Here is a 21177-nt window from a genome sequence, read left to right on the forward strand (position 1 = left end):
AGACCCAGATGCGAACCACTCTGATGCTTGCGGGACTTTTTGCAGCCACCAGCGCCGTGGCGGATGAAAAGCCCGTCCTGACTGTCTATGCGCCCGATTACTTCACCTCGGAATGGGGTCCCGGCCCCGCGATCGAAAAGGGCTTTGAGGCGACCTGCGCCTGCGATCTGAAATTCGTGGCCGGTGACGTGCTGCCCCGTCTGCTTCTGGAAGGCGACCGGACCGACGCCGATGTGGTCATCGGCCTGACCATCGACGTGCTGGCCCGCGCCCGCGCCACGGGGCTTTTCGCGCCCCACGGGCAGGACAATGCCGCCCTGACCCTGCCGGTCGCCTGGGACGACGACACCTTCCTGCCCTTCAACTGGAGCGAGACGGCCTTTGTCTATGACACCACCCGCCTGGCCAATCCGCCCAGCTCGTTCGAAGATCTGCTGAACGCGCCCGATAGTCTGAAAATTGCAATTCAGGACCCGCGTTCGTCGATTTCGGGGCTGGCAATGTTGCTTTGGGTCAAGGCGGTCTATGGCGATCGCGCGCCCGAGGCCTGGGCGAAACTGGCGCCCAAGGTGCTGACCGTGACTGCCGGCTGGTCGGAAAGCTATGGCCTGTTCACCGATGGCGAGGTGGATATGGTGCTCAGCTACACCACCTCGCCCGCCTATCACATCATCGCGGAACAAGACACGACCAAGGCCGCCGCGATCTTCCCCGAGGGGCATTACTTCCTGACCGAGGTTGCCGCCCAGCTGGCCGGCACCGACCAGCCCGATCTGGCAGCCGCCTTCATGGACTATGTCGTGTCCGATGATTTCCAGGGCATGATTGCCACCGGCAACTGGTCCTATCCCGCGGTCATCAAGGACGGCTTCCTGCCCGAGGGCTTTGCCGCCCTGCCCCGCCCCGACAAGACCCTGTTCTATTCCGAGGCCGACGCCGAGGCTCTGCGCCAACCCGCATTGGACGAATGGCTCGCCGCCTTCGCGAAATAAGCTGGCCCGCGCCGCTGGCAGCCCTGCTGGTGGCGGCGCTGGTGCTGGGAACGCTCGGCGCGGTGGCGATCCGCGCCGGGGGCTTTGGTGTGCTGCGCCCCACCGACCTGTCGGCGCTGTGGTTCACGATCTGGCAGGCGGCGGTGTCGGCGGCGGTGTCGTGCCTGCTGGCGGTGCCGGTGGCCCGCGCGCTGGCGCGGCGGCGGTTTCGGGGCCGGGGTCTGCTGATTTCGCTGTTGGGGGCGCCCTTCATCCTGCCCACGATCGTGGCGGTGATGGGGCTTCTGACGGTCTTTGGCCGGCGCGGCATGGTCAATGCCGGGCTGGAAGGGATGGGCCTGCCGGGCCTGACCATCTATGGCGCGCATGGGGTGATTCTGGCCCATGTCTTCTTCAACCTGCCGCTGGCCACCCGGATGATCCTGCACGGCTGGCAGGGCATCCCGGCGGAACGGTTCCGGCTGGCCGCAGCCCTCGGGTTCGGCCCCGGCGACATCCGCCGCCATCTGGAAATCCCGATGCTGCGCGCCATCCTGCCGGGGGCCTTTCTGGCGATCTTCCTTGTCTGCCTGACGTCCTTTGCCGTCGCGCTGACGCTGGGCGGCGGCCCACGCGCCACGACCGTCGAACTGGCGATCTATCAGGCCTTCCGCTTCGATTTCGACCTTGCCCGCGCCGCAAGCCTTGGCCTGGTGCAGGTGGCGCTGTGCCTTGGCGCGCTGGCGATCACCGCGCGCGTCACCCTGCCCTCCAGCTTTGGCGCGGGGCTTGATCGCCCCCTGCCGATGCAGGCGCCGGGCCGCGCGGCAGTGGTCCATGACATCATCGCCATCACAACCGCCACGGCCTTTCTGCTGGTGCCCATCGGCACGGTCCTGGCCCGCGGCCTGCCCGGGATCGGCGCACTGCCCCCAAGCCTTTGGGCGGCCACCGGCACATCGGTCGCGCTGGCGCTGGGGTCAACCGCGCTGACACTGGCGCTTGCGCTGCCGCTGGCGCTGGCCGCAACCCGCGCCACCTGGGCCGAGGCGGCGGGGATGCTTCCCCTGACCGCCTCATCGCTGGTGATCGGCACGGGGCTGTTCGTGATTCTGCGCCCCGTGGTGAACCCCACCGCCCTTGCCCTGCCCGTCACCCTGGTCGTCAATGCAGCCATGTCGCTGCCCTTCGCGCTGCGCATGATCCTGCCCGAGGCGCGGGTGCTGGCCGCCGATTATGACCGCCTGGCCACCTCTCTGGGGCTGGCCGGCCTTGCGCGTCTGCGCTATCTGACCCTGCCGCGCCTGGCGCGCCCGCTTGGCTTTTCGGCCGGGCTGTCGGCGGCCTTCTCGATGGGCGATCTGGGCGTCATCACGCTGTTCGCCGGGGGTGACCAGAAAACCCTGCCGCTTGCCCTGTTTCAACTGATGGGCGCCTATCGCATGGATCAGGCCGCGGCGGCGGCGGCGGTGCTGATGGCGCTGACCTTCGCCCTGTTCTGGGCCTTTGACCGGATCGGACAACATGCTGACCCTAGATAAACTGCACATATGCCAGGGTGATTTCCACCTGCGCGCTGATCTGACCGTGCCGCGCGGGGCGCGCTGCGCAATCATGGGGCCTTCGGGCGGGGGCAAGTCCACGCTTCTGGCCGCCATCGCGGGCTTCCTGCCCCCGGTCTCGGGCCGCATCCTGTGGGACGGGCAGGACATCACCGCCCAGCCCCCCGGCGAACGCCCCCTGTCGATCCTGTTTCAGGACCAGAACCTGTTCCCGCACCTCAGCGTCGCGCAAAACCTTGCCATCGGCCTGTCGCCACAGCTGCGGCTGAACGCCGATCAACAGGCGCGCATCGATCAGGCCCTGGACCGCACCGGCCTGCAGGGGCTGGCCCGCCGCAAGCCCGGCGCGCTGTCGGGCGGTCAACAAAGCCGCGTGGCGCTGGCCCGCGCCCTGCTGCGCGCGCGCCCTCTGCTGTTGCTGGATGAACCCTTTGCCGCGCTGGGGCCCGCGCTGAAACGCGACATGCTTGACCTGGTCGATGCCATCGCCAGCGAACAGGGCGCCACTGTGCTGATGGTCACCCACGACCCCGAGGATGCCCGCGCCTTCGCCGACCTGACCCTGCTGGTGGCCGAAGGGCGCGCGCATCCGCCCCAGCCCACCGGACCGCTGCTGGACAACCCGCCCCCGGCGCTGCGCGTCTATCTGGGCGGGTGATCCTTCATCTTGCCACAAATACCTCACGGGGGTGCGGGGGTGTGAAACCCCCGCCTGCCCCACCTAGAACAAGACGACCGAGCGGATCGATTCGCCCGCATGCATCAGATCGAAGGCCTTGTTGATGTCTTCCAGCGGCATGGTGTGGGTGATCATCGGATCGATCTCGATCTTGCCATCCATGTACCAATCCACGATCTGCGGCACATCGGTGCGCCCGCGCGCGCCGCCAAAGGCCGTGCCCTTCCACACCCGCCCGGTGACCAGCTGGAACGGCCGGGTCTGGATCTCGGCCCCGGAGGGGGCCACGCCGATGATGATCGACTGCCCCCAGCCGCGATGGGTGCATTCCAGCGCATCGCGCATCACCTTGACGTTGCCGGTGCAGTCAAAGGAATAATCCGCCCCGCCGATCTGATCGAAGGGCGTTTTCGTCATGTTGACGATATGGCTGACGATATCGCCGTCGATTTCCTTGGGATTGACGAAATGGGTCATGCCGAACCGCTCGCCCCATTCCTTCTTGGCATTGTTCAGATCGACCCCGATGATCATGTCGGCGCCCGCCAGACGCAGCCCCTGGATCACGTTCAGCCCGATCCCGCCCAGGCCGAAAACAACGGCCTTGGCGCCGATTTCCACCTTGGCGGTGTTGATCACCGCGCCGATGCCGGTGGTGACGCCGCAGCCGATGTAGCAGACCTTGTCAAAGGGCGCGTCGGGCCGGATCTTGGCCAGCGCGATTTCGGGCACCACCGTGTGGTTGGCGAAGGTCGAACAGCCCATGTAGTGATGGATCGGCGTGCCATCCAGCATCGAAAACCGCGTCGTGCCATCGGGCAAAAGCCCCTGCCCCTGGGTCGACCGGATCGCGGTGCACAGGTTGGTCTTCTGGCTGAGACAGGACGGGCACTGGCGGCATTCGGGGGTGTAAAGCGGGATCACATGGTCGCCGGGCTTCAGCGTGGTGACGCCGGGCCCGACCTCGACAACCACGCCCGCGCCTTCATGGCCCAGGATCGCGGGGAAGATGCCTTCTGGGTCTGCTCCCGACAATGTGAATTCGTCGGTGTGACAGATGCCGGTGGCCTTGATTTCCACCAGAACCTCGCCCTGTTTCGGGCCTTCCAGGTTCACTTCCATGATTTCAAGCGGTTTCCCGGGGGCAAGGGCGACGGCGGCACGGGTTCTCATGGGTAAATCCTCGCTGTATAGATGCGCGAAGCCTGCGGCAAAGCCCGCGCAAGAGCAACCTCAGGAAGCGACAAAATGACCAGATTTTCCGCCTTGGCCGCCGTGATCCTGCTGGCCGCCTGCCAGCCCCCGATGCCGATCGAGGAACCGATGCCCCAGACCCCGGCGCCGATGCTGCTGGGTGCCGATCCTGCCGGCGGTCTGGAAGAACGCATGCCCGACACCTGCAAGGCGATCGACTATGTGGCCTATCTGGGCCAGCCCGGCGGCGTGATTGCCACCATCCCCTTCACCCAGCCCCATCGCGTGGTGGAATGGCGCGGGATCGAGGCGCAGGAATACAATCCCCAGCGCGTCGTGTTCCGGCTGGATGCGGCGGGCAACATCTACAACATCGACTGCGGCTGATCGGGTGGCGCGCGCGATCCCCCTGGCGCTGATCGCGGGGCTGGCATTGGCGGGCTGCCGGATGGCGCCCGCCTTGCCCGCCGATCCGGTCGATCCGGGCGCGGATGCCTGTGGCGCGTCCCGGCTGCAGTATCTGATCGGCCAGCCCGAATCGGTGCTGGACGGGATGCGGTTCGACGCGCCCGTCCGCGTGATCCGCCCCGGCATGGCGGTGACGATGGATTATCGTCCCGACCGGCTGAACATCGAGATCGACGCCCGGAACCGAATCGCGCGGGTTCACTGTTCGTGACCCGCGCGGCATCGGCCCCCGGTCCAGCGCCGGACGCTGAACGGCTTAGTTCGTCTGGATGCGGAAGTCGGTGTGACAATCCTTGCAGGCACCGGCAACGGCACCCATGCCGGCCCGCAGCGCATCAAGCGAGCTGGTATCGATCCCCTGCGCGGCCTTGAACAGCGCATCCGACCGGGCGGTGAAGGTTTCAAAATCAGTCCAGATCTCGGGCTTGGCCTCGGTGACGGGGTCGGTTTCATTGGCCTCGAAAGCCTGCGGAATTTCCGCGGCGGCGGCGGCCAGCGCGGCGGCGGCCTCGGCGGCCTTGTCGGCATCAAAGTCGGCCTTGCCTTGCGCCATGTCACCAAGAATGCCGGTATTGACGCGCACCACGCCCATCAGGTCCATCCGTTCCTTCACCACCGGATTTTGCACGCCTTCCTTGGCGACCGCGACGCCCGCCGCCAGGATCAGGCCAAGCGTCAGCATCTTGCTGGAAAATGTCATGTGAAACTCCCTTGTTAACACCGTGGCGACAGCATAGCGCGGCCAAGGCCCTTCGCACAGGCCCGCCATCCCCGCATGGGCCGGATCGCGCGCATGATCACCTGAATGTCATTGCCGGGTTGCGCGCGCCGCAGGGGGATATTTCGCGCGCCACGCGCCCGCGCGCTTGATTTGGGGCAGGCCCGCTGCCACCTTGGGAATATGACCATGCAGATCCCGCCCGTCTTACCCCCTGGCCCTGCCACCGCCCCCGCGCAGGTCGCCTTCGACCGGGCGGAACTGTCGGTGATCCTGTCGCTTTACGGGCGAATGGTCGCCGCCGGCGAATGGCGCGACTATGGCATGAGCTTTCTGCGCGACATGGCGGTGTTTTCGGTCTTTCGTCGTGCCGCCGAACACCCGATCTACCGCATCGAGAAACGCCCCGCCCTGCGCGCCCGGCAGGGGCAATATGCCGTGGTCGGCATGGACGGACAGATCCTGAAGCGCGGGCATGACCTGCCCACGGTGCTGCGCGTGCTGGAACGCAAGCTGATCCGCCCCGTCGACTGAACCTGTCCCGAAACCGGCGGGCCGTTCCCTTGGTCAGTTGCGCCGGTGCAGGCCCAGAAACGGCCCCTCGCCCGCGGCCTCGATCCGGCGCAGGCAGCTGTCGATCCGTTCATGCGCCACATTCATCGAATGGCCATTGGCATGGATCAGCACATCCGCATCACAGGCCAGCGCCACATGCCCCTTCCAGAAGAACAGATCCCCCCGCCGCGCCGGCGCGCCGGGCGGCAGCGGCGCGCCCAGTGCGCGGTGCTGCAGGTCGCTGTCACCGGGGCAATCCAGCCCACAGGCGGCAAAGGCCAGCTGCACCAGCCCCGAACAATCGATGCCAGACCGCGAATTGCCGCCCCACAGATAGGGCGTGCCGATCAGGCTTTGGGCGACGCTGACCGGATCCTCGGCCCAGTCGCCCAGCGCGCGCAGATGCTGGCGCGGGACAAAGCCCTGCGGGGTGATGGCGAACATCCCCTGCCATCCGGTCACGCAGACCCGCGCACCCAGCGACAACAGGGCCGTTTCGCGCTGCTTGATCGAGGGGCCGGGGTAGATGTGGGTGGCAGGCGCCGCGACCCAATGGGTCGGCGCGCAGGCCGGGCCCAGCGCCGCCGCATCCAGCCAGCCGCAATAGCCATCGGCCTCGGCGCGCACAAAGGCATGGCCATCCATGCGGTCCAGCACCAGAAGCGATGCGCCCATCAGCAGCTGGCGGTCACGCGCCCCGCCGGGCGTGGCGCAAAGATCGGCCAGGGGCGCGGCCACGCAGGCGGGATCGCCTTCCACGAAACGCTCGGCCGCCAGCTGGCCGCGCAGGCTTACATGCGCGACGCGGCCATTGGCGGGGGTCAGGCGGCGGTCGGTCACAGGCCCAGAACCTCGGGCAGGGCCTCCAGCAGGGCGCGCGCGCCCTGGCCCACGCCGCCCTTGGGCCGGGCGGGGGCGGCGGTGGGCTGCCAGCCGTAGATGTCGAAATGCGCAAACCGCGCGGTCGCGGTGACAAAACGGCGCAGGAACAGCGCCGCCGTGATCGACCCCGCCATCCCGCCCGAAGGCGCATTGTCCAGATCTGCGATGGCCGGTTCGATCAGCGGCTCATAGGGCGCCCAGAAGGGCATGCGCCATAGCGGATCGGCCACCCGCGCCGCCGCCCCTGCCAGCGCGGCGGCCAGCGCGTCATCATCGGTGTAGAAGGGTGGCAGATCCGGGCCCAACGCCACCCGCGCCGCCCCCGTCAACGTGGCCATGCAGATCAGCAGATCCGGCGTTTCCTCATCCGCCAGCGCAAGCGCATCGGCCAGCACCAGCCGCCCCTCGGCATCGGTATTGTTGACCTCGACGGTCAGGCCCTTGCGGCTGGTCAGCACGTCCTGCGGGCGAAACGCATTGCCCGCCACCGCGTTTTCCACCGCCGGAACCAGCACCCGAAGCCGCACCGGCACGCCCAGCGCCATGATCATCCGCGCCAGCCCCATCACCGTGGCCGCCCCGCCCATGTCCTTCTTCATCAGCCCCATCGAGGCCGCAGGCTTCAGATCAAGGCCCCCGGTGTCAAAGCACACGCCCTTGCCCACCAGCGTCAGCCGCGGTCCCGTCCCGCCCCAGCGCAGGTCCAGCAGGCGTGGCGCGCGCGGGCTGGCGCGGCCCACCGCGTGGATCATCGGCAGGTTTTCTTCCAGCAGACGGTCGCCCCGGATCACACGCGTCTCGGCGCCGAAAGCATCGGCCAGCGCCAGGAAGGCGGCCTCCAGCTCATCGGGGCCCATGTCGGACGCGGGCGTGTTGATCAGATCGCGGGTGAGCCATTCCCCCTGCGCGATCGCCTCAACCCGGGCGTTATCCACCCCCGCGGGGCATTTCAGGCGCGCTTTCAGGGGCTTGGCGGATTTGTAGCGGGCAAAGCGATAGCCCGCCAGCAACCAGCCCAAGGCCGCCTCTTGCGCCTGCTGCTGGGTCAGATCGCCCTCAAGGTGCCAATCGCCTTCGGGCAAGCCTTCGGCGGCGCGGGCAAGGGCGAAACGGTTGCGCGCCAGCGCCTCGGGGCCGCCCAGCCCGAACAAGGCCGCCTGCTGCGTGCCATCAGCCCCCGGCAACAGGCACAACTGCCCGGAGGCGCCGGAAAAGCCCTGCGCCGCAGCCCACCGCGCCTGCGCGGGCGGCAGCGCTGCCAGCACCGTGGCCGCCGCGGCCTCGGGCACCAGATGCAGCGGGCGGCTGTCGGCGTCGGCGGGGGCAAAACGCAGGCTGTCGGTAGCGGTCGTCATGGCGGAACCTTTCGCAACGGATCGTTGCGCGCAGCCTAACCGCTGGCACAGCGCCCGCAAGGGGCCGCCGGGCACCACAAGGCCAAGGCCCTTACCGCAGCCCCGGCCTACCCTGCCGGATCGGGGCGCAGATCCTGCAGGTCCCACACCGCCATCAGCGATCTGGCGCCCACGCGCTGCAACCGCGCCAGCGTTGCCGCCAGCGCCACGCCATCGCCCGCCGCCGCGCAGCACGCCACATCGCGCCCGACACCAGCCAGCATCGACAGGCCGATCTGGAGGGCCAGTTGCGCCAGATCCTCGGCCATGGTGATCAGCGACAGATCGCCCTGAAACGCCGCCGCCTCGATGCCCGACATCTGCACCGCCAGATCCTCCATCGCGGCGGAAATCAACCGCTCGGCCCCCGCGGGCCCAAGTTCCGAAAACAACGCCACGATCCGGTCCCGTTCCACGCCGACCCTTTCGTCATGGCGCATGCGCGCAATTGCCGACACCCCGTCCCCCTTCGCCATCCTATTTACCCCCGGGGCCCACCACCGGCCCCGCGCGACCATGGCGCGATTTCCTCAAGAAATGGTTTGCACCGATGGAAAACCTCTCGAATTTCGTGCCGGACCTGCCTATCTAGGCGGCGAACCCCGGAAAGGAGTGACGATGAAGGACCATGTGCGCCCGCTGCCATCCTATCTGATCCACCGCTATCACGGCTGGAAGGCAACCACCTATTCCGAGAACCGCACCTGGTATCGGCGGCTGGCCGAAGACGGCCAGCGCCCGCGCGCGATGGTCATTTCCTGCTGCGATTCGCGCGTTCACGTCACCTCGATCTTCGGCGCGGATCAGGGTGAGTTCTTCATTCACCGCAACATCGCCAACCTGGTGCCGCCCTACAACCCAGACGGCGACCATCACGGCACCTCGGCGGCGGTGGAATATGCGGTCCGCGCGCTGAAGGTGGCGCATGTGATCGTGCTGGGCCATTCGCAATGCGGCGGTGTTGCGGGCTGCCATGACATGTGCACCGGCCACGCCCCCGAGCTGGAGGAAAAGACCTCGTTCGTGGGCACCTGGCTGAACCTGCTGCGCCCGGGGTTTGAGCGTGTGAAAGACCTGCCCGCAGAACGCCGCATCGAGGCGCTGGAACGCGAGTCGGTGGTGATCAGCCTGGAAAACCTGATGACCTTCCCCTTCGTCAAATCCGCGCTGGAAGCCGGTGACATGACGCTGCACGGGTTGTGGACGGATATCGGCGAAGGCGGGCTGGAACAGTATGATCCGGTCAGCGGGAAGTTCATCCCGCTGTGAACGGCCCGCCGCGCAGGGCCGCAGCCGCGTGACCGGATCATCCGGCGCGCGCGGCCCGGCGCGCCGTTGCGGCACAGGAAAGGGGGTCCCCGCCATGCCAGACCATCGTAGCGGCCAGATCCGTCCCACCCTGCGTGAACGGCTGGAATATGCCGCCATCGCGTCGATCCTGGGGTTTCTGCGGCTGTTCCCCTATCGGTGGCGGGTGCCGCTGGCGGGCTGGGTCGTTGCGCGCGTGGTGGCGCCGCTGACGGGCATGCGGCGGCGCATACGGGCCAATCTTGACCTGGTCTGCCCCGACCTGCCCCCCGCCGAGCGCCGCGCGATCGAACGGGGCGTGCCCGACAATTTTGGCCGCATGTTCGCCGAGATGTTCTCGCCCGAGGATTTCGCGGCGGTCGTCGCGGCCACCCAGCTGGCGGGGCCGGGGCTGGCCGATCTGCGCCGCGCCCAGGCCGAAGGCCGGCCGATCGTGGCGGTGTCAGGCCATTTCGGCAATTATGACATCGGCCGCGCGCGGTTGATCCACGAAGGGCTGAACGTGGGGGGCCTCTATCGGCCGATGAACAACCGCCTGTTCAACCGGATCTATGTGCGCGCCATTTCCCGCGTGGGGGGGCCGCTGTTCATCCGCGACAAGGCCGGCTTTGGCCAGATGCTGCGCCATCTGCGGGCGGGCAACACGGTGGCGATCCTGCTGGATCAGCACATCGGCAGCGGTGCCCGGCTGCGGTTTTTCGGCCATCCGGCGCGCACCGCGCTGTCGGCGGCACAGATGGCGCTGCGCTATGATGCGCTTCTGATCCCGATCTATGCGATCCGCCAGCCCGACGGGATCAGCTTCCGGATCGAGGTGGAACAGCCGATCCCGCCTTCGGATGAGCTGTCGATGACCCAGGCCATCAATGACAGCCTGGAGGCGCAGGTGCGCCGCCACATGGATCAGTGGCTATGGATCCACCGGCGCTGGAAAGACCGGGGCGGCGCCTAGCGCCGCCCGGATCAGTGCAGCACCTGCCCTTCGGGCCAGGTCAGCGTGGTTTCCAGCGTGATCTCCTGCGTTTCACCGGCGGCCAGCGCCACCTCCCAGGCCAGGATGCCGCGCCCGCCATCCAGATCGGTTTCGGTTGCCGCAGGCCGCGCGGTGTGGCGGATCACCAGATCCTCCTGTTCGGAATAGGGCACCTGGTCGATCACCCGCACCGGCCAGTCCTGATCGGTCAGGTTGCGCACCGTCAGCACCGCGCGTTCGGTCAGCTCATTCGAGCGGGTGATGACGCCACGGTCGCCCTCGGTCCGGTCGGGAACCTGGCGTTCCAGCACGATCCCGTCGATCGCACCAAAGCCCAGCCGCAGGTCATCGCCCGCCGCCGTCAGCGGCAGATGCGACTGGCCCACCATCGCGCCATCGACAAATAGCGTGGCAGGCCCCGGCAGCAGCACCTGCCCGCTGTCATTGACGGTTTCGGCCACCAGATAGGCGGTCGCATCGCGCGAGGGCACGGCCTCGGCCACGACCTCGGGGGTGAAGGCCAGATCATCCAGCCGCAGGCGCAGCGCCTCGACCCCGTCGCGGATATCGACGGGCGCGGGATAGCGATAGGTGACGGTGGCACCCATCATCGCAAGCCCCGCGGTTTCGGGCACGGGGGCGGCGGCGCCGACCATCATGTCGGTGGCAAGCCCTTCGGCATATTTGGCCTGCGGGGCCACCATCGTGCGGGGGCTGGGGGCATCGGGCGGGCTGATCCGGCGCAGCCAGGGCCACAGCGGCGTGGGGTCCGCCCGATCCGACGGGCGGGCGGTGGACAGGGTCAGATCGACCCCGCGCCAATCCTCGCCCGAAGCCTGGGTCACAAAGACCCCGCGGTCCAGCGACAGGCGATTGGCGGCCCGGTCCAGCCGCAGGTCATAGGTCGGCTGCCAGCTGGCATCGGGGGTGAATGTGGTGATGCTGATCCGGCCAGCACCTTCGACGCTGGCGCGCAGGGTGGCGCGGCCCGCGGTTTCGTCGATCAGCGCGGCCAGCGCCTGGCGGGCCTTGTCCAGCGCCTCGCGGTCGGGGACAAGCGCGCGGTCGGCGGCCAGGGCCTGTTGTTCTGCATCCAGTGCTTCGCGGCTGGCGGCCAGGGCCTCGTCGCCCACCATGCGCGCAAGCGCGCGCAGATCCTCGGGCGTGGCCGTATCGGGGGCAAGGCCGCGCAGGAAGACGATGCGTTCCTCGGCGGCCCTGGCCTTCAGCCGGATCGCGGCCACGCCCGCCTCGGCGGTGGCCAGCGCGATTTCCAGCCGTTCCACCTCGGCCCGGGCGGCGGCGACGGCGGGCGGGGTCAGATCGCCGGTGGCGGGCGGACGCCCCTCGATCAGCGTGACCGCGCCGATCGCCACCCCCTCGCCCACCACGCGCAAGGTTGCCGGGTCGGTGCCCTGCGGCAGATCGGGGATGATCAGATCATGCACACCCGCGGGCGCGGTCAGATAGACCAGTCGGGTGACATTGGCGCCCCAGGGATAGAGCGTGACAGAGGTAACGCGGCTGCTGGCCTCAATCGTATCGGCCCAAAGGGCGGCGGGGGCGGTGGTGGACAAAAGGGCGACAAGGGACAAGGTGAAAGGGCGCATCGGGGAACCTCGCATGGCAATGGCCAAAGCCTTCCCCCAACCCCGCCCAAAAGCAAGAGGGCCCCGCATCGCAGGGCCCTCACATTCGCGGCAAAAGGCGAAGATCAGCCTTTCTTCAGGCAGCGGTTGCCCAGCGTCTCGGCGATCTGCACGGCGTTCAGCGCCGCGCCCTTGCGCAGGTTGTCCGACACGCACCACAGGTTGATGCCGTTGTCGATGGTGCTGTCCTGACGGATGCGGCTGATATAGGTGGCATAATCGCCCACGCATTCGACCGGGGTCATGTAGCCACCCGCCTCGCGCTTGTCGACGACCAGGATCCCCGGCGCCTCACGCAGGATGTCGCGGGCCTCGGCCTCGTCCAGGAAATCCTCGAACTCGATGTTGATCGCCTCGGAATGGCCCACGAAGACCGGCACGCGCACGCAGGTCGCGGTGACCTTGATCGACTTGTCGAGGATCTTCTTGGTTTCCGCGACCATCTTCCATTCTTCCTTGGTCTGACCATCCTCAAGGAAAACGTCGATATGCGGGATCACGTTGAAGGCGATCTGCTTGGGATAGACCTTGGGGGCCACTTCCTGACCGGGCACATAGAGGCCCTTGGTCTGGTTCCACAGCTCGTCAATCGCTTCCTTGCCGGTGCCCGACACGGATTGGTAGGTCGACACCACGACGCGCTTGATGCGGGCGCGGTCGTGCAGGGGCTTCAGCGCCACAACCATCTGCGCGGTGGAACAGTTCGGGTTGGCGATGATGTTCTTGGTCTTGTAACCCTCAACCGCCTCGGGGTTTACTTCGGGCACCACCAGCGGCACATCGGGGTCGTAGCGGTAGAGCGACGAGTTGTCGATCACCACGCAGCCCTGACCGGCGGCGATGGGGGCGTATTTCTTGGTCGCATCCGAGCCGATGGCAAAGAAGGCGATGTCATAGCCGGTGAAGTCAAAGCCCTCGATGTCCTTGGTCTTGAGGGTCTTGTCGCCAAAGCTGACCTCGGTTCCCAGCGATTTGCGCGACGCCAGCGCCACGATTTCATCGACGGGGAACTGGCGCTCGGCCAGGATGTTCAGCATTTCGCGGCCCACGTTGCCCGTGGCGCCCGCGACGACGACTTTGTAGCCCATCAGGACCTCCTTCGCGAAAGAACGACGCCCCTTAACGGAAAGGCGCGCGATTGGGAAGGGCTTCGTGGGCGCTTGCGCTTTTGTGATGCAGGAAAGGCGCGTCAGACCTCATCGCCGCGGGTGCGGCTGAAGGCATAAAGCGCCAGCCCCGCGATCAGCGGCAGCAGGAAGAACAGGAACAAGGCGGCAAAGGCCTCGGCCGGGGTGCCGCGGGCCTGCGCGCTTTCGAACACCGGGCGCGAGGCGAACTGGAACAGCCCCACCCCGCCGATCGAAAACATGTTCAAAAGCGTCACCCCCCGCCCCATCAGATGCGGCGGAAAGAAGCTGCGCCCATGCGCCATCATCGCCGGGAAGGACGCGCCGAACAGCCCGATCGCGGCGATCATCGCGGTGGATGCCCAGAACCCCGGCCCCGGCATCAGCCACAGCAGGCACAGGATCACCACCTGCAGCGCATTGCCCAGCAAGACCACGCGCTTGTGGCTGCCCAGAACCCGGTCGGCGGCGCCATAGGCAAAGTTGCCCGCCACCATCGCCAGCCCCATGACCAGCATCGCCAGCCCGATCGCGGCGGTATCGGCGCCATAAAGCGTGCTGAAATAGGGCCCCGCCCAGACACCGCGCAGGCCCGCGGCGGCGGCGTAATTCACACCGATCAGCGGCAGAAGGAACCAGATCGCGGGCAGACGCAGGATGTCCAGCACCGAACCGCCCCCCGTGGCCGGGCGGGTAATCCGTTCAGGGTCGCGGGTAAAGCGCGCGATGGCCAGCGCCACGACCAGCGTGATCACCGCCAGCCCCCATAGCGCCTGGCGCCAGCCCGCCGTCTCGATCAGCCACGCCAGCGGCGCGGCGCCGGCCAGGTTGCCCAGGCTGCCCACGCCGATCGTCGCCCCCGCCAGCGTGCCGAAGATCGCGGGCGGGAAGCTGCGGGCAAAGATGTAATAGGCCCCCATCAGAACCGGCGCGCAGCCGATGCCGATCAGCACCATGGCCAGATGCACCGCCATCGGCCCCTGCGCCAGCGCAAAGACCGCCGCCCCGCCGCCCCCGCCCAGGCCCAGCAGCACCGAGACCGTCAGCCGCGGCCCGATCCGGTCCAGCGCCTCGCCCACGGGGATCTGCATCAGCGCAAAGGCGATGTACCAAAGACCCAGCGACACCGCCAGATCGGTGCCGCTTGCGCCGATCTCGGACCCCAGGACAGGGGTCAGAACCGCCAGGCAGGCGCGGTAGAACTGGCTCAGGACATAGCCGGCCACGAGAAAGGCGATACTGACGCGCATGTGATCCCTCCAAAGGCGGGGGCAAGCTGCCGGATGGGGCGGGCCGGCGCAAGGGGATTGTTGACGGGCGGGTTGTTGCCGGGGGCTGGAGCTTTGGGCCGGGAGCCCGCGATCCGGCGAAAAGATGGTTCCCAGCGGGAACTTTCATTGAAAGGGGCGCGCGGGGGAACCGCGCGCCCGGATCGGGATCAAGCGATCACGAGGGGATCAGGCCTGAAGGGTCTCGACCGCGCGGCCTTCGACCGTGGCGGGGCCGGAAATCTCGATCCGGCGGGGCTTCAGCGCCTCGGGCACCTCATGCACCAAATCGATGTGCAGCATCCCGTCCACATGGCTGGCGCCCGCAACGCGGACATGATCGGCCAGCGCGAAGCGGCGTTCAAACGCACGCGTTGCGATGCCGCGATGCAAGAAGGTGCGCCCGGCATCGGCCGGATCGGCGGCCTTGCGCCCCGTCACGATCAACGCGCCCTCGCGCAGTTCCACGGCCAGATCGTCACTGGCAAAACCCGCCACCGCGATCGAAATGCGGTAGGCGTTTTCATCGGTCTTTTCGATATTGTAGGGGGGATAGGTCGGCTGGGCCACATCGGCCGACAGGACCCGGTCCATCAGATCGGCCACCCGGTCAAAGCCGACGGTGGCACGGTAAAGCGGCGAAAGATCAAAGCTGCGCATGGTTTCATCCTCTGTTGAGCGATGCTGCATGGCCCGCCCCATCGCGGGGCCGGGCGGATCACCGGGGCCCATCAGGCACCCCGGTTCAATTGATCTGGGAAAGCGCGCGCGCGGTTTCAAGCCCCCGCGCGCGTGGCGGGTGCGGAAGCCTCCGGCGGGGATATTTGGGCAAAGCCGAAGGGGCAGGCGCGGCGTCGGAAACCGGGGCGGCGGCCTAGGGGCGCAGGAATTTCGCGCCATTCGTGCGGGTAAACTGCCCCTCGCCCGCGCCGGGGCGTGCGGCAAGCGCGGCGCGCAGATCGGCCACCGCGCCGACCAGCGTGCCCAGTGAGACCTTGCGGTCATTCAGTTCCGCCTTGGCCGAGACGACCGAGACGATGCGCGGCTCGCCCCCGCGCATCGCAAAGACCGGCGCGCCGGATGACCCGAAATCGGCCGCGCAGGACAAAAGCAGCACGCTGCCTTCGCGGTTCATCACGCTGCACAATTCTTCCAGCGCGGGTGCCTCGGCCCGGTCATGCGCGTAGGACACGACACCGACCTGATCGCCGGGCCCCGGCGGGTCATCCAGCGCGAAAGGGTGGACCTTGGGCAGGCGGATCGGCTGATCAAGTTCCACCAGGGCCAGATCCCAGGCGACGCGGTCGATGCGGTCGCGGCCCTGAAAGCTGTAATCAGGATGGGCCAGCGCCCGGCGCGCCCCGCGATAGGCCACCGCCCGGCCATTGCGCCAGCCGGCGCGGAATTCGATCCGGGCGGCATCGATCATCTTGCCGGTTTCGCGTTCGAACAGGCAATGCGCCGCCGTCAGCACCAGATCGGGGGCGATCAGCGTTCCGGTGCAGAAGCTGTTCTGGCCCAGATCCAGCCGGCCCACCGCTTCCCAGCCGCGGGTGTCATCGCCCGTGGCCAGAAGCCGCAGGCCCTGCGCCGCAGTCGACAGGGGCTGGGCGCAGATCAGGGCAAGGACAAGGGCGATCAGGCGCATCGGGGCATCCGTCATCGTCGGGTCAAAGGCCCCCGATAGCGCAAGCCTTGGGCGAGATTAAGGCAGATCGGCCAGCGCGCGCGGCTTCGGCCCGCCGGTCGCCCAATCCAGCAGTTCCACTGTGTGGACAATGGGCACCTGCGTCCCCGACCCGATCTGCATCATGCAGCCGATGTTCCCGGCCGCGATCACCTGGGGCGATTTCGCCTCAAGCGTGGCGACCTTGCGGCGCTTGAGTTCAGCGGAAATCTCGGGTTGCAGCAGGTTATAGGTGCCGGCCGAGCCGCAGCACAGATGGCTGTCAACAGGTTCCACCACCTCAAAGCCCGCGGCCTTCAGCAGGGTTTTGGGCGCGGTTTTCACCTGTTGGCCATGCTGCAGCGAACAGGCCGCGTGATAGGCCACGCGCAGCGCCTTGGGGGCGGTTTCGGGCAGGCCGATGCGTTCGAGGAATTCGGTCACGTCGCAGGCCAGCCCCGCGACCTTGGCCGCATCCTGGGCCAGGTCCGTGGTGCGGAACATATGGCCGTAATCCTTGACGGTCGTGCCGCAGCCGCTGGTGTTGATGATGATCGCGTCCAGATCGCCCTCGCCCAAAAAGGCGCGGATATTGGCGCGGGCCTGGGCATGGCTTTCGCCTTCGCGGCCCATATGGTGGGTCAGCGCGCCGCAGCAGCCCATGCCGCGCGGGATCACCACCTCGCACCCCAGGCGGCGCAGCAGGCGGATCGTGGCATCGTTGATATCGGTGTTCAGCGCCTTTTGCGCACAGCCCGTCAGCAGCGCCACGCGATAGCGTTTCGCGCCGCGCGGGACGAAGGTCTGCGGATCGTCATTGCGGCTGACCGGGGGCACCTGTTTTGGCGCCATCGCGATCATCGCGCGCAGCCGGGCATCGGGGATGGCGCGGGCAAAGGGCCGCGCGATCTTGGCCCCCAGCAGCGCCAGCCGGAACCGCCCCGGATAGGGCACCACCTTGGCCAGCATCCAGCGCAGGGCGCGGTCGTGCCAGGGGCGGCGATAGGTTTTCTCGACATGGGCGCGGGCATGGTCGATCAGGTGCATGTAATGCACGCCCGAGGGACAGGTGGTCATGCAGGCCAGGCACGACAGGCAGCGGTCGATATGCTTGACCGTCTTGGCATCGGCGGGCCGGTCGTTTTCCAGCATGTCCTTGATCAGATAGATCCGGCCACGCGGGCTGTCCAACTCATCGCCCAGCACCTGATAGGTCGGGCAAGTGGCGGTGCAGAACCCGCAATGCACGCAGGCGCGCAGGATTTCATTGGCCCGCGCGATGCCCGGATCGGCCAGTTGCGTTTCGGTGAAATGCGTCTGCATCAGCCCATCCTTCCGGGGTTCAGAATCCCACGCGGGTCGAATTTGGCGCGTAGCCCCGCCGACAGCGCCGCGATGGGCGCGGGTTCGGGATGAAACGCCCCGGGCCCCTGCCCCCGCATCCGGGTTGCGTGGCCGGTGAACGCCCCGGCCCGGGCGCGGGCATCGACGCCTTCGGGCACCAGCGCCCAGATCAGCCCGCCGCCCCAGTCCAGCACCACCGGATAGCCCAGCCGCGCGATGACCGACGGTGCCTGCGACGGCTTGACCGAAAACCGCCACAGATCGCCCGTGGCCCCCTGGAAGGGCGCCACCTCGCCCAGATCGCGCCACAGCGCCGCCGATCCGTCGCGTTCATCGACCACCCGGCCAAAACGCGCCAGCAGAACCGCCAGCCGCCCGGCGCGGTAATCCACCGATTCGGCCAGCCCCTCGACGCGGATCATCGCGCCCACGCCCGGCAGCCAGCCCGCGCCGCTGACATCATAGGGCGAGCCCAGCGCCGCCGTCAGCGCCGGCACCGCCTCGGCCGCGGTCAGGCCGGGCAGGATCAGCGTGGCCTGCGCACCCGCGGCGGGCAGCAACTTGAAGCTGACCTCGCTTAAAACCCCCAGCGTGCCCCAGCTGCCTGCCAGCAGCTTGACCAGATCATAGCCGGTGACGTTTTTCATCACCCGACCGCCGTTCTTTACGACCGTCCCGGTGCCATCGACGTAGCGCACGCCGATCAGGCTGTCGCGGCAGGCACCCGCCTGCACCCGGCGCGGCCCCGACACATTGGCCGCCACCACGCCGCCCACCGTGCTGTCGCCCGCAGCGCCCAGCACCGGGCCCCAGCGCACGGGTTCAAACGGCAGGCGCTGGCCTTCGGCGGCAATCGCGGCCTCGACCTCGGCCAGCGGCGTGCCTGCGCGCACCACCAGCGTCAGCGCCCCGGGTTCATACAGCGTGATGCCGCGCAGCGCGCCGGTTTCCAGCACCGCACCGTCCAGCGCCGCACCAACGGGTCGGGTGCCCCCACCCACGATCTGCAAGGGGCCATCCGCGTCGCGGATCGCCTCGGCCAGCTGCGCTTCGGTTTCAGGTCTCATCACGTTGGTTCTTTCTGGCTGAACGGGCACCGGGCAAGGCGGGCGCATCACGCCGCGCGGCGGCTTTCGCTGGCGGGCAGCGGGAAGACCTTGGCGGGGTTCAAAAGCCAGGCCGGGTCGAACACATCCTTGACGCGCATCTGCGCCTCAAGATCCGCGGGGGCGAATTGCACCACCATCAGATCGCGCTTTTCGATGCCCACGCCATGTTCGCCGGTCAGGCAACCGCCCACCTCGACGCAAAGCTTGAGGATTTCGGCCCCGAACGCCTCGCATTTTTCCAGATCACCGGGCTTGTTGGCATTATAAAGGATCAGCGGATGCATGTTGCCATCGCCCGCATGGAACACATTGCCCACATCCAGCCCGAACTCGCGCGACATCTCGCCGATGCGGCGCAGCACCAGGGGCAGGCTGGACACCGGAATGGTGCCGTCCAGACACATGTAATCGTTGATCTGGCCCATCGCGCCAAAGGCCGATTTGCGGCCCAGCCAGATGCGGCGGGCCTCATCCTCGGTGCGGGCTTCGCGGAATTCCACCGGGTTGTGGCGTTCGGCGATCTGGCGGATCAGGCCCAGCTGTTCGGCGATCTCGGCCTCGCTGCCCTCAACCTCGACGATCAGAAGCGCCTCGCAATCGGGATAGCCGGCATGGGCGAAATCCTCGGTGGCGCGGATGCAGGGGCGGTCCATGAATTCGATCGCCACCGGCAGCACGCCCGCGCGGATGATGTCGGCCACGCATTCGCCCGCCACCTCATTCGAGGCATAGCCGATCAGCACCGGGCGCGCGCCCTCGGGCTTGGGCAGGATGCGCAAGGTGGCCTCGGTCACCACGCCCAGCTGGCCCTCGGACCCGCAGATCACGCCCAACAGGTCCAGCCCCGCCGCATCGCAGAACGGTCCACCGATTTCCAGCACCTCGCCAGCCATGGTCACCATCGTGACGCCCAGCAGGTTGTTCGTCGTCACGCCGTATTTCAGGCAATGCGCCCCGCCCGAATTCATCGCGATATTGCCCGAAATCGCGCAGGCCAGCTGGCTGGACGGATCGGGGGCATAGAACCAGCCATCGCCTTCGACCGCGCCGGTGACCGACAGGTTGGTGCGCCCCGCCTCAACCCGGATGAAGCGGTTGTCGTAATCGACCTCCAGCACCGCATTCATCCGCGCCAGCCCCAGGATCACCGCATCCTGCGACGGCATCGAACCGCCCGCCAGGCTGGTGCCCGCACCACGCGGCACCACCGGCACCCCTTCTGCATGGCAGATGCGCAGGGCGGCGGCGACCTCGGCGGTGGTGCGCGGCAGCACCACGGCCAGCGGCATGCAGCGATAGGCCGACAGCGCATCGCATTCATAGGCCCGCGTTTCGGCCGGGTCGTCGATCACGGCATCGGCGGGCAATTGCGCGCGCAGCCGCGCGACGATATCCGCCTTGCGGGCCAGAACAGCGGGATTCGGGGTGGGCATCTGCATGATAAATCCTCCACTGGTCAGTTTTTATAACCAATTTTGCCATATGGCAACAGAAGATCGCCCGCGCTAGGCTGTGGTCATGAGCGCAGATATCACCACGATCGCCGCAAAACTTCCCACGATCGGGCCGCTGGGCCCGGCCGATCTGGGCGCACTGGCGCTGCTTGTGGGGTGCTGGCTGGGAATCGGCTGGCTGTCCGAACATCCGCCCAAGGGACGCATCTCGGTGGGCCTGCTGATGGAGGGGTATCGGCGCGAATGGATGCGCCAGTTCGTGACCCGCAGCCCGCGGATCTTTGATTCCGCCATCATCGACAGCCTGCGACACGGCACCACCTTCTTCGCGTCAACCGCGCTGATCGCGATCGGGGGCGGCTTTGCGCTGATCGGCAATCCGGGGCGGCTGACGGAACTGGCCTCGGGGCTGGCGCTGGAAACGGGACCGGCGCTGTTGTGGGAAACCAAGATCCTGGTGGCGGTGCTGCTGGGGGCCAATGCCTTCCTGAAGTTCGTCTGGTCGCACCGGCTGTTCAATTATTGCGCCATCGTTATGGCGTCAGTGCCCAATGAGGTGTGCGCCGAGGCCTATGCCCGCGCTGCCCAGGCCGCCGAGGTGAACATCAACGCCGCCAAGGGATTCAATCGAGGGTTGCGGTCGGTCTATTTCGCGCTGGCATCCTTGGCCTGGCTGCTGGGGCCGCTGGCGCTGACGGGGGCGGCGGTGTTTACCACGGCGATGCTGTGGCGGCGCGAATTCGCCTCGACCTCACGCGGGGCGCTGCTGGCGGGGGCACCGCAGTAGGCCACCGTTTGGCGCGTGCGGGGCGTCGGATGCCTCCGGCGGAGGTATTTGGGGCAAGATGAAAGCGCA

Annotated in this window: 22 protein-coding genes; 9 read left to right on the forward strand and 13 right to left on the reverse strand. The window is 67.6% G+C overall.

Annotation, left to right across the window (positions count from 1 at the left end):
• Positions 1-8: 8 nt before the first annotated feature.
• The 3 genes from thiB to MXB90_RS00725 are packed head-to-tail and all read left to right on the forward strand — an operon-like array spanning position 9 to position 3191.
• Positions 9-992 (forward strand): thiamine ABC transporter substrate binding subunit, encoded by a 984-nt coding sequence (gene thiB / locus MXB90_RS00715; RefSeq protein WP_250039815.1) that lies wholly within the window; start codon positions 9-11, stop codon positions 990-992.
• Positions 968-2512, forward strand: a complete 1545-nt coding sequence (locus tag MXB90_RS00720; protein WP_250039816.1) for an ABC transporter permease family protein — start codon at positions 968-970, stop codon at positions 2510-2512. Before thiB ends, MXB90_RS00720 begins: the two co-directional genes overlap by 25 nt.
• Positions 2496-3191: a thiamine ABC transporter ATP-binding protein gene (locus MXB90_RS00725; protein WP_250039817.1), complete on the forward strand. Its 696-nt coding sequence runs from the start codon at positions 2496-2498 to the stop codon at positions 3189-3191. The genes MXB90_RS00720 and MXB90_RS00725 overlap by 17 nt, the downstream gene beginning before the upstream one ends.
• Positions 3192-3254: 63 nt before the next feature.
• On the opposite strand, the gene MXB90_RS00730 is transcribed toward MXB90_RS00725, so the two are convergent.
• Positions 3255-4385, reverse strand: a complete 1131-nt coding sequence (locus tag MXB90_RS00730) for an S-(hydroxymethyl)glutathione dehydrogenase/class III alcohol dehydrogenase (protein ID WP_250039819.1) — start codon at positions 4383-4385, stop codon at positions 3255-3257.
• A 75-nt stretch (positions 4386-4460) separates the two neighbouring features.
• On the opposite strand from MXB90_RS00730, the gene MXB90_RS00735 reads away from it, so the two are divergent.
• Together MXB90_RS00735 and MXB90_RS00740 are read left to right on the forward strand one after the other, a co-directional pair.
• Complete coding sequence (locus tag MXB90_RS00735) at positions 4461-4793, forward strand: I78 family peptidase inhibitor (protein WP_250039822.1); 333 nt, start codon at positions 4461-4463, stop codon at positions 4791-4793.
• A 4-nt stretch (positions 4794-4797) separates the two neighbouring features.
• Complete coding sequence (locus MXB90_RS00740) at positions 4798-5085, forward strand: I78 family peptidase inhibitor (RefSeq protein WP_250039825.1); 288 nt, start codon at positions 4798-4800, stop codon at positions 5083-5085.
• Between the two features lie 45 nt (positions 5086-5130).
• Here the strand turns inward: MXB90_RS00740 and MXB90_RS00745 are convergent, their stop codons facing one another.
• Positions 5131-5574: a c-type cytochrome gene (locus MXB90_RS00745; RefSeq protein ID WP_250039832.1), complete on the reverse strand. Its 444-nt coding sequence runs from the start codon at positions 5572-5574 to the stop codon at positions 5131-5133.
• A gap of 201 nt (positions 5575-5775) precedes the next feature.
• Between MXB90_RS00745 and MXB90_RS00750 the strand changes: the two genes are divergently transcribed.
• On the forward strand, positions 5776-6126 hold the full coding sequence (locus tag MXB90_RS00750; RefSeq protein ID WP_250039834.1) for a DUF2794 domain-containing protein: 351 nt from the start codon (positions 5776-5778) through the stop codon (positions 6124-6126).
• Between the two features lie 33 nt (positions 6127-6159).
• On the opposite strand, the gene MXB90_RS00755 is transcribed toward MXB90_RS00750, so the two are convergent.
• The 3 genes from MXB90_RS00755 to MXB90_RS00765 all read right to left on the reverse strand — a co-directional run bounded on the left by MXB90_RS00755 (position 6160) and on the right by MXB90_RS00765 (position 8899).
• Positions 6160-6987: a C40 family peptidase gene (locus MXB90_RS00755; RefSeq protein ID WP_250039836.1), complete on the reverse strand. Its 828-nt coding sequence runs from the start codon at positions 6985-6987 to the stop codon at positions 6160-6162.
• Positions 6984-8384 carry a leucyl aminopeptidase family protein gene (locus MXB90_RS00760; protein WP_250039839.1) on the reverse strand — a complete coding sequence of 467 codons (1401 nt, stop codon included), beginning with the start codon at positions 8382-8384 and terminating at the stop codon, positions 6984-6986. The genes MXB90_RS00755 and MXB90_RS00760 overlap by 4 nt, the downstream gene beginning before the upstream one ends.
• A gap of 107 nt (positions 8385-8491) precedes the next feature.
• Positions 8492-8899, reverse strand: coding sequence for a hypothetical protein (locus MXB90_RS00765; protein WP_250039841.1), 408 nt, complete (start codon positions 8897-8899; stop codon positions 8492-8494).
• A gap of 142 nt (positions 8900-9041) precedes the next feature.
• Between MXB90_RS00765 and MXB90_RS00770 the strand changes: the two genes are divergently transcribed.
• The gene (locus MXB90_RS00770) at positions 9042-9692 is read left to right on the forward strand and encodes a carbonic anhydrase (protein ID WP_250039842.1); all 651 of its coding nucleotides are present in this window, start codon (positions 9042-9044) and stop codon (positions 9690-9692) included.
• A 94-nt stretch (positions 9693-9786) separates the two neighbouring features.
• Positions 9787-10683, forward strand: coding sequence for a lysophospholipid acyltransferase family protein (locus MXB90_RS00775; RefSeq protein ID WP_250039843.1), 897 nt, complete (start codon positions 9787-9789; stop codon positions 10681-10683).
• Between the two features lie 11 nt (positions 10684-10694).
• On the opposite strand, the gene MXB90_RS00780 is transcribed toward MXB90_RS00775, so the two are convergent.
• The 8 genes from MXB90_RS00780 to MXB90_RS00815 form a co-directional block, all read right to left on the reverse strand.
• Entirely contained in the window at positions 10695-12299 is a 1605-nt protein-coding gene (locus MXB90_RS00780) for a DUF4139 domain-containing protein (RefSeq protein WP_250039844.1), read from the reverse strand.
• A gap of 119 nt (positions 12300-12418) precedes the next feature.
• Entirely contained in the window at positions 12419-13441 is a 1023-nt protein-coding gene (locus tag MXB90_RS00785; RefSeq protein WP_250039846.1) for an aspartate-semialdehyde dehydrogenase, read from the reverse strand.
• A 101-nt stretch (positions 13442-13542) separates the two neighbouring features.
• Complete coding sequence (locus MXB90_RS00790; protein ID WP_250039848.1) at positions 13543-14730, reverse strand: MFS transporter; 1188 nt, start codon at positions 14728-14730, stop codon at positions 13543-13545.
• 207 nt (positions 14731-14937) lie between these two features.
• Positions 14938-15408 (reverse strand): Hsp20 family protein, encoded by a 471-nt coding sequence (locus MXB90_RS00795; RefSeq protein ID WP_250040545.1) that lies wholly within the window; start codon positions 15406-15408, stop codon positions 14938-14940.
• 214 nt (positions 15409-15622) lie between these two features.
• Positions 15623-16396 (reverse strand): trypsin-like serine peptidase, encoded by a 774-nt coding sequence (locus MXB90_RS00800; RefSeq protein ID WP_250040551.1) that lies wholly within the window; start codon positions 16394-16396, stop codon positions 15623-15625.
• A gap of 57 nt (positions 16397-16453) precedes the next feature.
• The gene (gene glcF / locus MXB90_RS00805) at positions 16454-17737 is read right to left on the reverse strand and encodes a glycolate oxidase subunit GlcF (protein WP_250039850.1); all 1284 of its coding nucleotides are present in this window, start codon (positions 17735-17737) and stop codon (positions 16454-16456) included.
• A complete protein-coding gene (locus MXB90_RS00810; RefSeq protein ID WP_250039852.1) occupies positions 17737-18825 on the reverse strand; it encodes an FAD-binding protein in 1089 nt (362 codons plus the stop codon). The genes glcF and MXB90_RS00810 overlap by 1 nt, the downstream gene beginning before the upstream one ends.
• Before the next feature lie 47 nt (positions 18826-18872).
• Positions 18873-20306: an FAD-linked oxidase C-terminal domain-containing protein gene (locus MXB90_RS00815; protein ID WP_250039855.1), complete on the reverse strand. Its 1434-nt coding sequence runs from the start codon at positions 20304-20306 to the stop codon at positions 18873-18875.
• A gap of 79 nt (positions 20307-20385) precedes the next feature.
• Here MXB90_RS00815 and MXB90_RS00820 point away from each other — a divergent pair, with 79 nt between their 5' ends.
• Positions 20386-21108 carry a DUF599 domain-containing protein gene (locus MXB90_RS00820; RefSeq protein ID WP_250039858.1) on the forward strand — a complete coding sequence of 241 codons (723 nt, stop codon included), beginning with the start codon at positions 20386-20388 and terminating at the stop codon, positions 21106-21108.
• The last annotated feature ends 69 nt before the right edge of the window (positions 21109-21177 follow it).

It is taken from the genome of Phaeovulum molybdatiresistens (assembly GCF_023544865.1).
GTDB lineage: Bacteria > Pseudomonadota > Alphaproteobacteria > Rhodobacterales > Rhodobacteraceae > Pontitalea.

Excerpts from the sequence above, each read along its gene's own strand:
- thiB (WP_250039815.1), top strand. The coding sequence starts at position 9 with ATGCGAACCACTCTGATGCTTGCGGGACTTTTTGCAGCCACCAGCGCC.
- MXB90_RS00720 (WP_250039816.1), top strand. The coding sequence starts at position 968 with ATGGCTCGCCGCCTTCGCGAAATAAGCTGGCCCGCGCCGCTGGCAGCC.
- MXB90_RS00725 (WP_250039817.1), top strand. The coding sequence starts at position 2,496 with ATGCTGACCCTAGATAAACTGCACATATGCCAGGGTGATTTCCACCTG.
- MXB90_RS00730 (WP_250039819.1), bottom strand. The coding sequence starts at position 4,385 with ATGAGAACCCGTGCCGCCGTCGCCCTTGCCCCCGGGAAACCGCTTGAA.
- MXB90_RS00735 (WP_250039822.1), top strand. The coding sequence starts at position 4,461 with ATGACCAGATTTTCCGCCTTGGCCGCCGTGATCCTGCTGGCCGCCTGC.
- MXB90_RS00745 (WP_250039832.1), bottom strand. The coding sequence starts at position 5,574 with ATGACATTTTCCAGCAAGATGCTGACGCTTGGCCTGATCCTGGCGGCG.
- MXB90_RS00750 (WP_250039834.1), top strand. The coding sequence starts at position 5,776 with ATGACCATGCAGATCCCGCCCGTCTTACCCCCTGGCCCTGCCACCGCC.
- MXB90_RS00760 (WP_250039839.1), bottom strand. The coding sequence starts at position 8,384 with ATGACGACCGCTACCGACAGCCTGCGTTTTGCCCCCGCCGACGCCGAC.
- MXB90_RS00765 (WP_250039841.1), bottom strand. The coding sequence starts at position 8,899 with ATGGCGAAGGGGGACGGGGTGTCGGCAATTGCGCGCATGCGCCATGAC.
- MXB90_RS00770 (WP_250039842.1), top strand. The coding sequence starts at position 9,042 with ATGAAGGACCATGTGCGCCCGCTGCCATCCTATCTGATCCACCGCTAT.
- MXB90_RS00775 (WP_250039843.1), top strand. The coding sequence starts at position 9,787 with ATGCCAGACCATCGTAGCGGCCAGATCCGTCCCACCCTGCGTGAACGG.
- MXB90_RS00785 (WP_250039846.1), bottom strand. The coding sequence starts at position 13,441 with ATGGGCTACAAAGTCGTCGTCGCGGGCGCCACGGGCAACGTGGGCCGC.
- MXB90_RS00790 (WP_250039848.1), bottom strand. The coding sequence starts at position 14,730 with ATGCGCGTCAGTATCGCCTTTCTCGTGGCCGGCTATGTCCTGAGCCAG.
- MXB90_RS00795 (WP_250040545.1), bottom strand. The coding sequence starts at position 15,408 with ATGCGCAGCTTTGATCTTTCGCCGCTTTACCGTGCCACCGTCGGCTTT.
- MXB90_RS00800 (WP_250040551.1), bottom strand. The coding sequence starts at position 16,396 with ATGCGCCTGATCGCCCTTGTCCTTGCCCTGATCTGCGCCCAGCCCCTG.
- glcF (WP_250039850.1), bottom strand. The coding sequence starts at position 17,737 with ATGCAGACGCATTTCACCGAAACGCAACTGGCCGATCCGGGCATCGCG.
- MXB90_RS00810 (WP_250039852.1), bottom strand. The coding sequence starts at position 18,825 with ATGAGACCTGAAACCGAAGCGCAGCTGGCCGAGGCGATCCGCGACGCG.
- MXB90_RS00815 (WP_250039855.1), bottom strand. The coding sequence starts at position 20,306 with ATGCAGATGCCCACCCCGAATCCCGCTGTTCTGGCCCGCAAGGCGGAT.
- MXB90_RS00820 (WP_250039858.1), top strand. The coding sequence starts at position 20,386 with ATGAGCGCAGATATCACCACGATCGCCGCAAAACTTCCCACGATCGGG.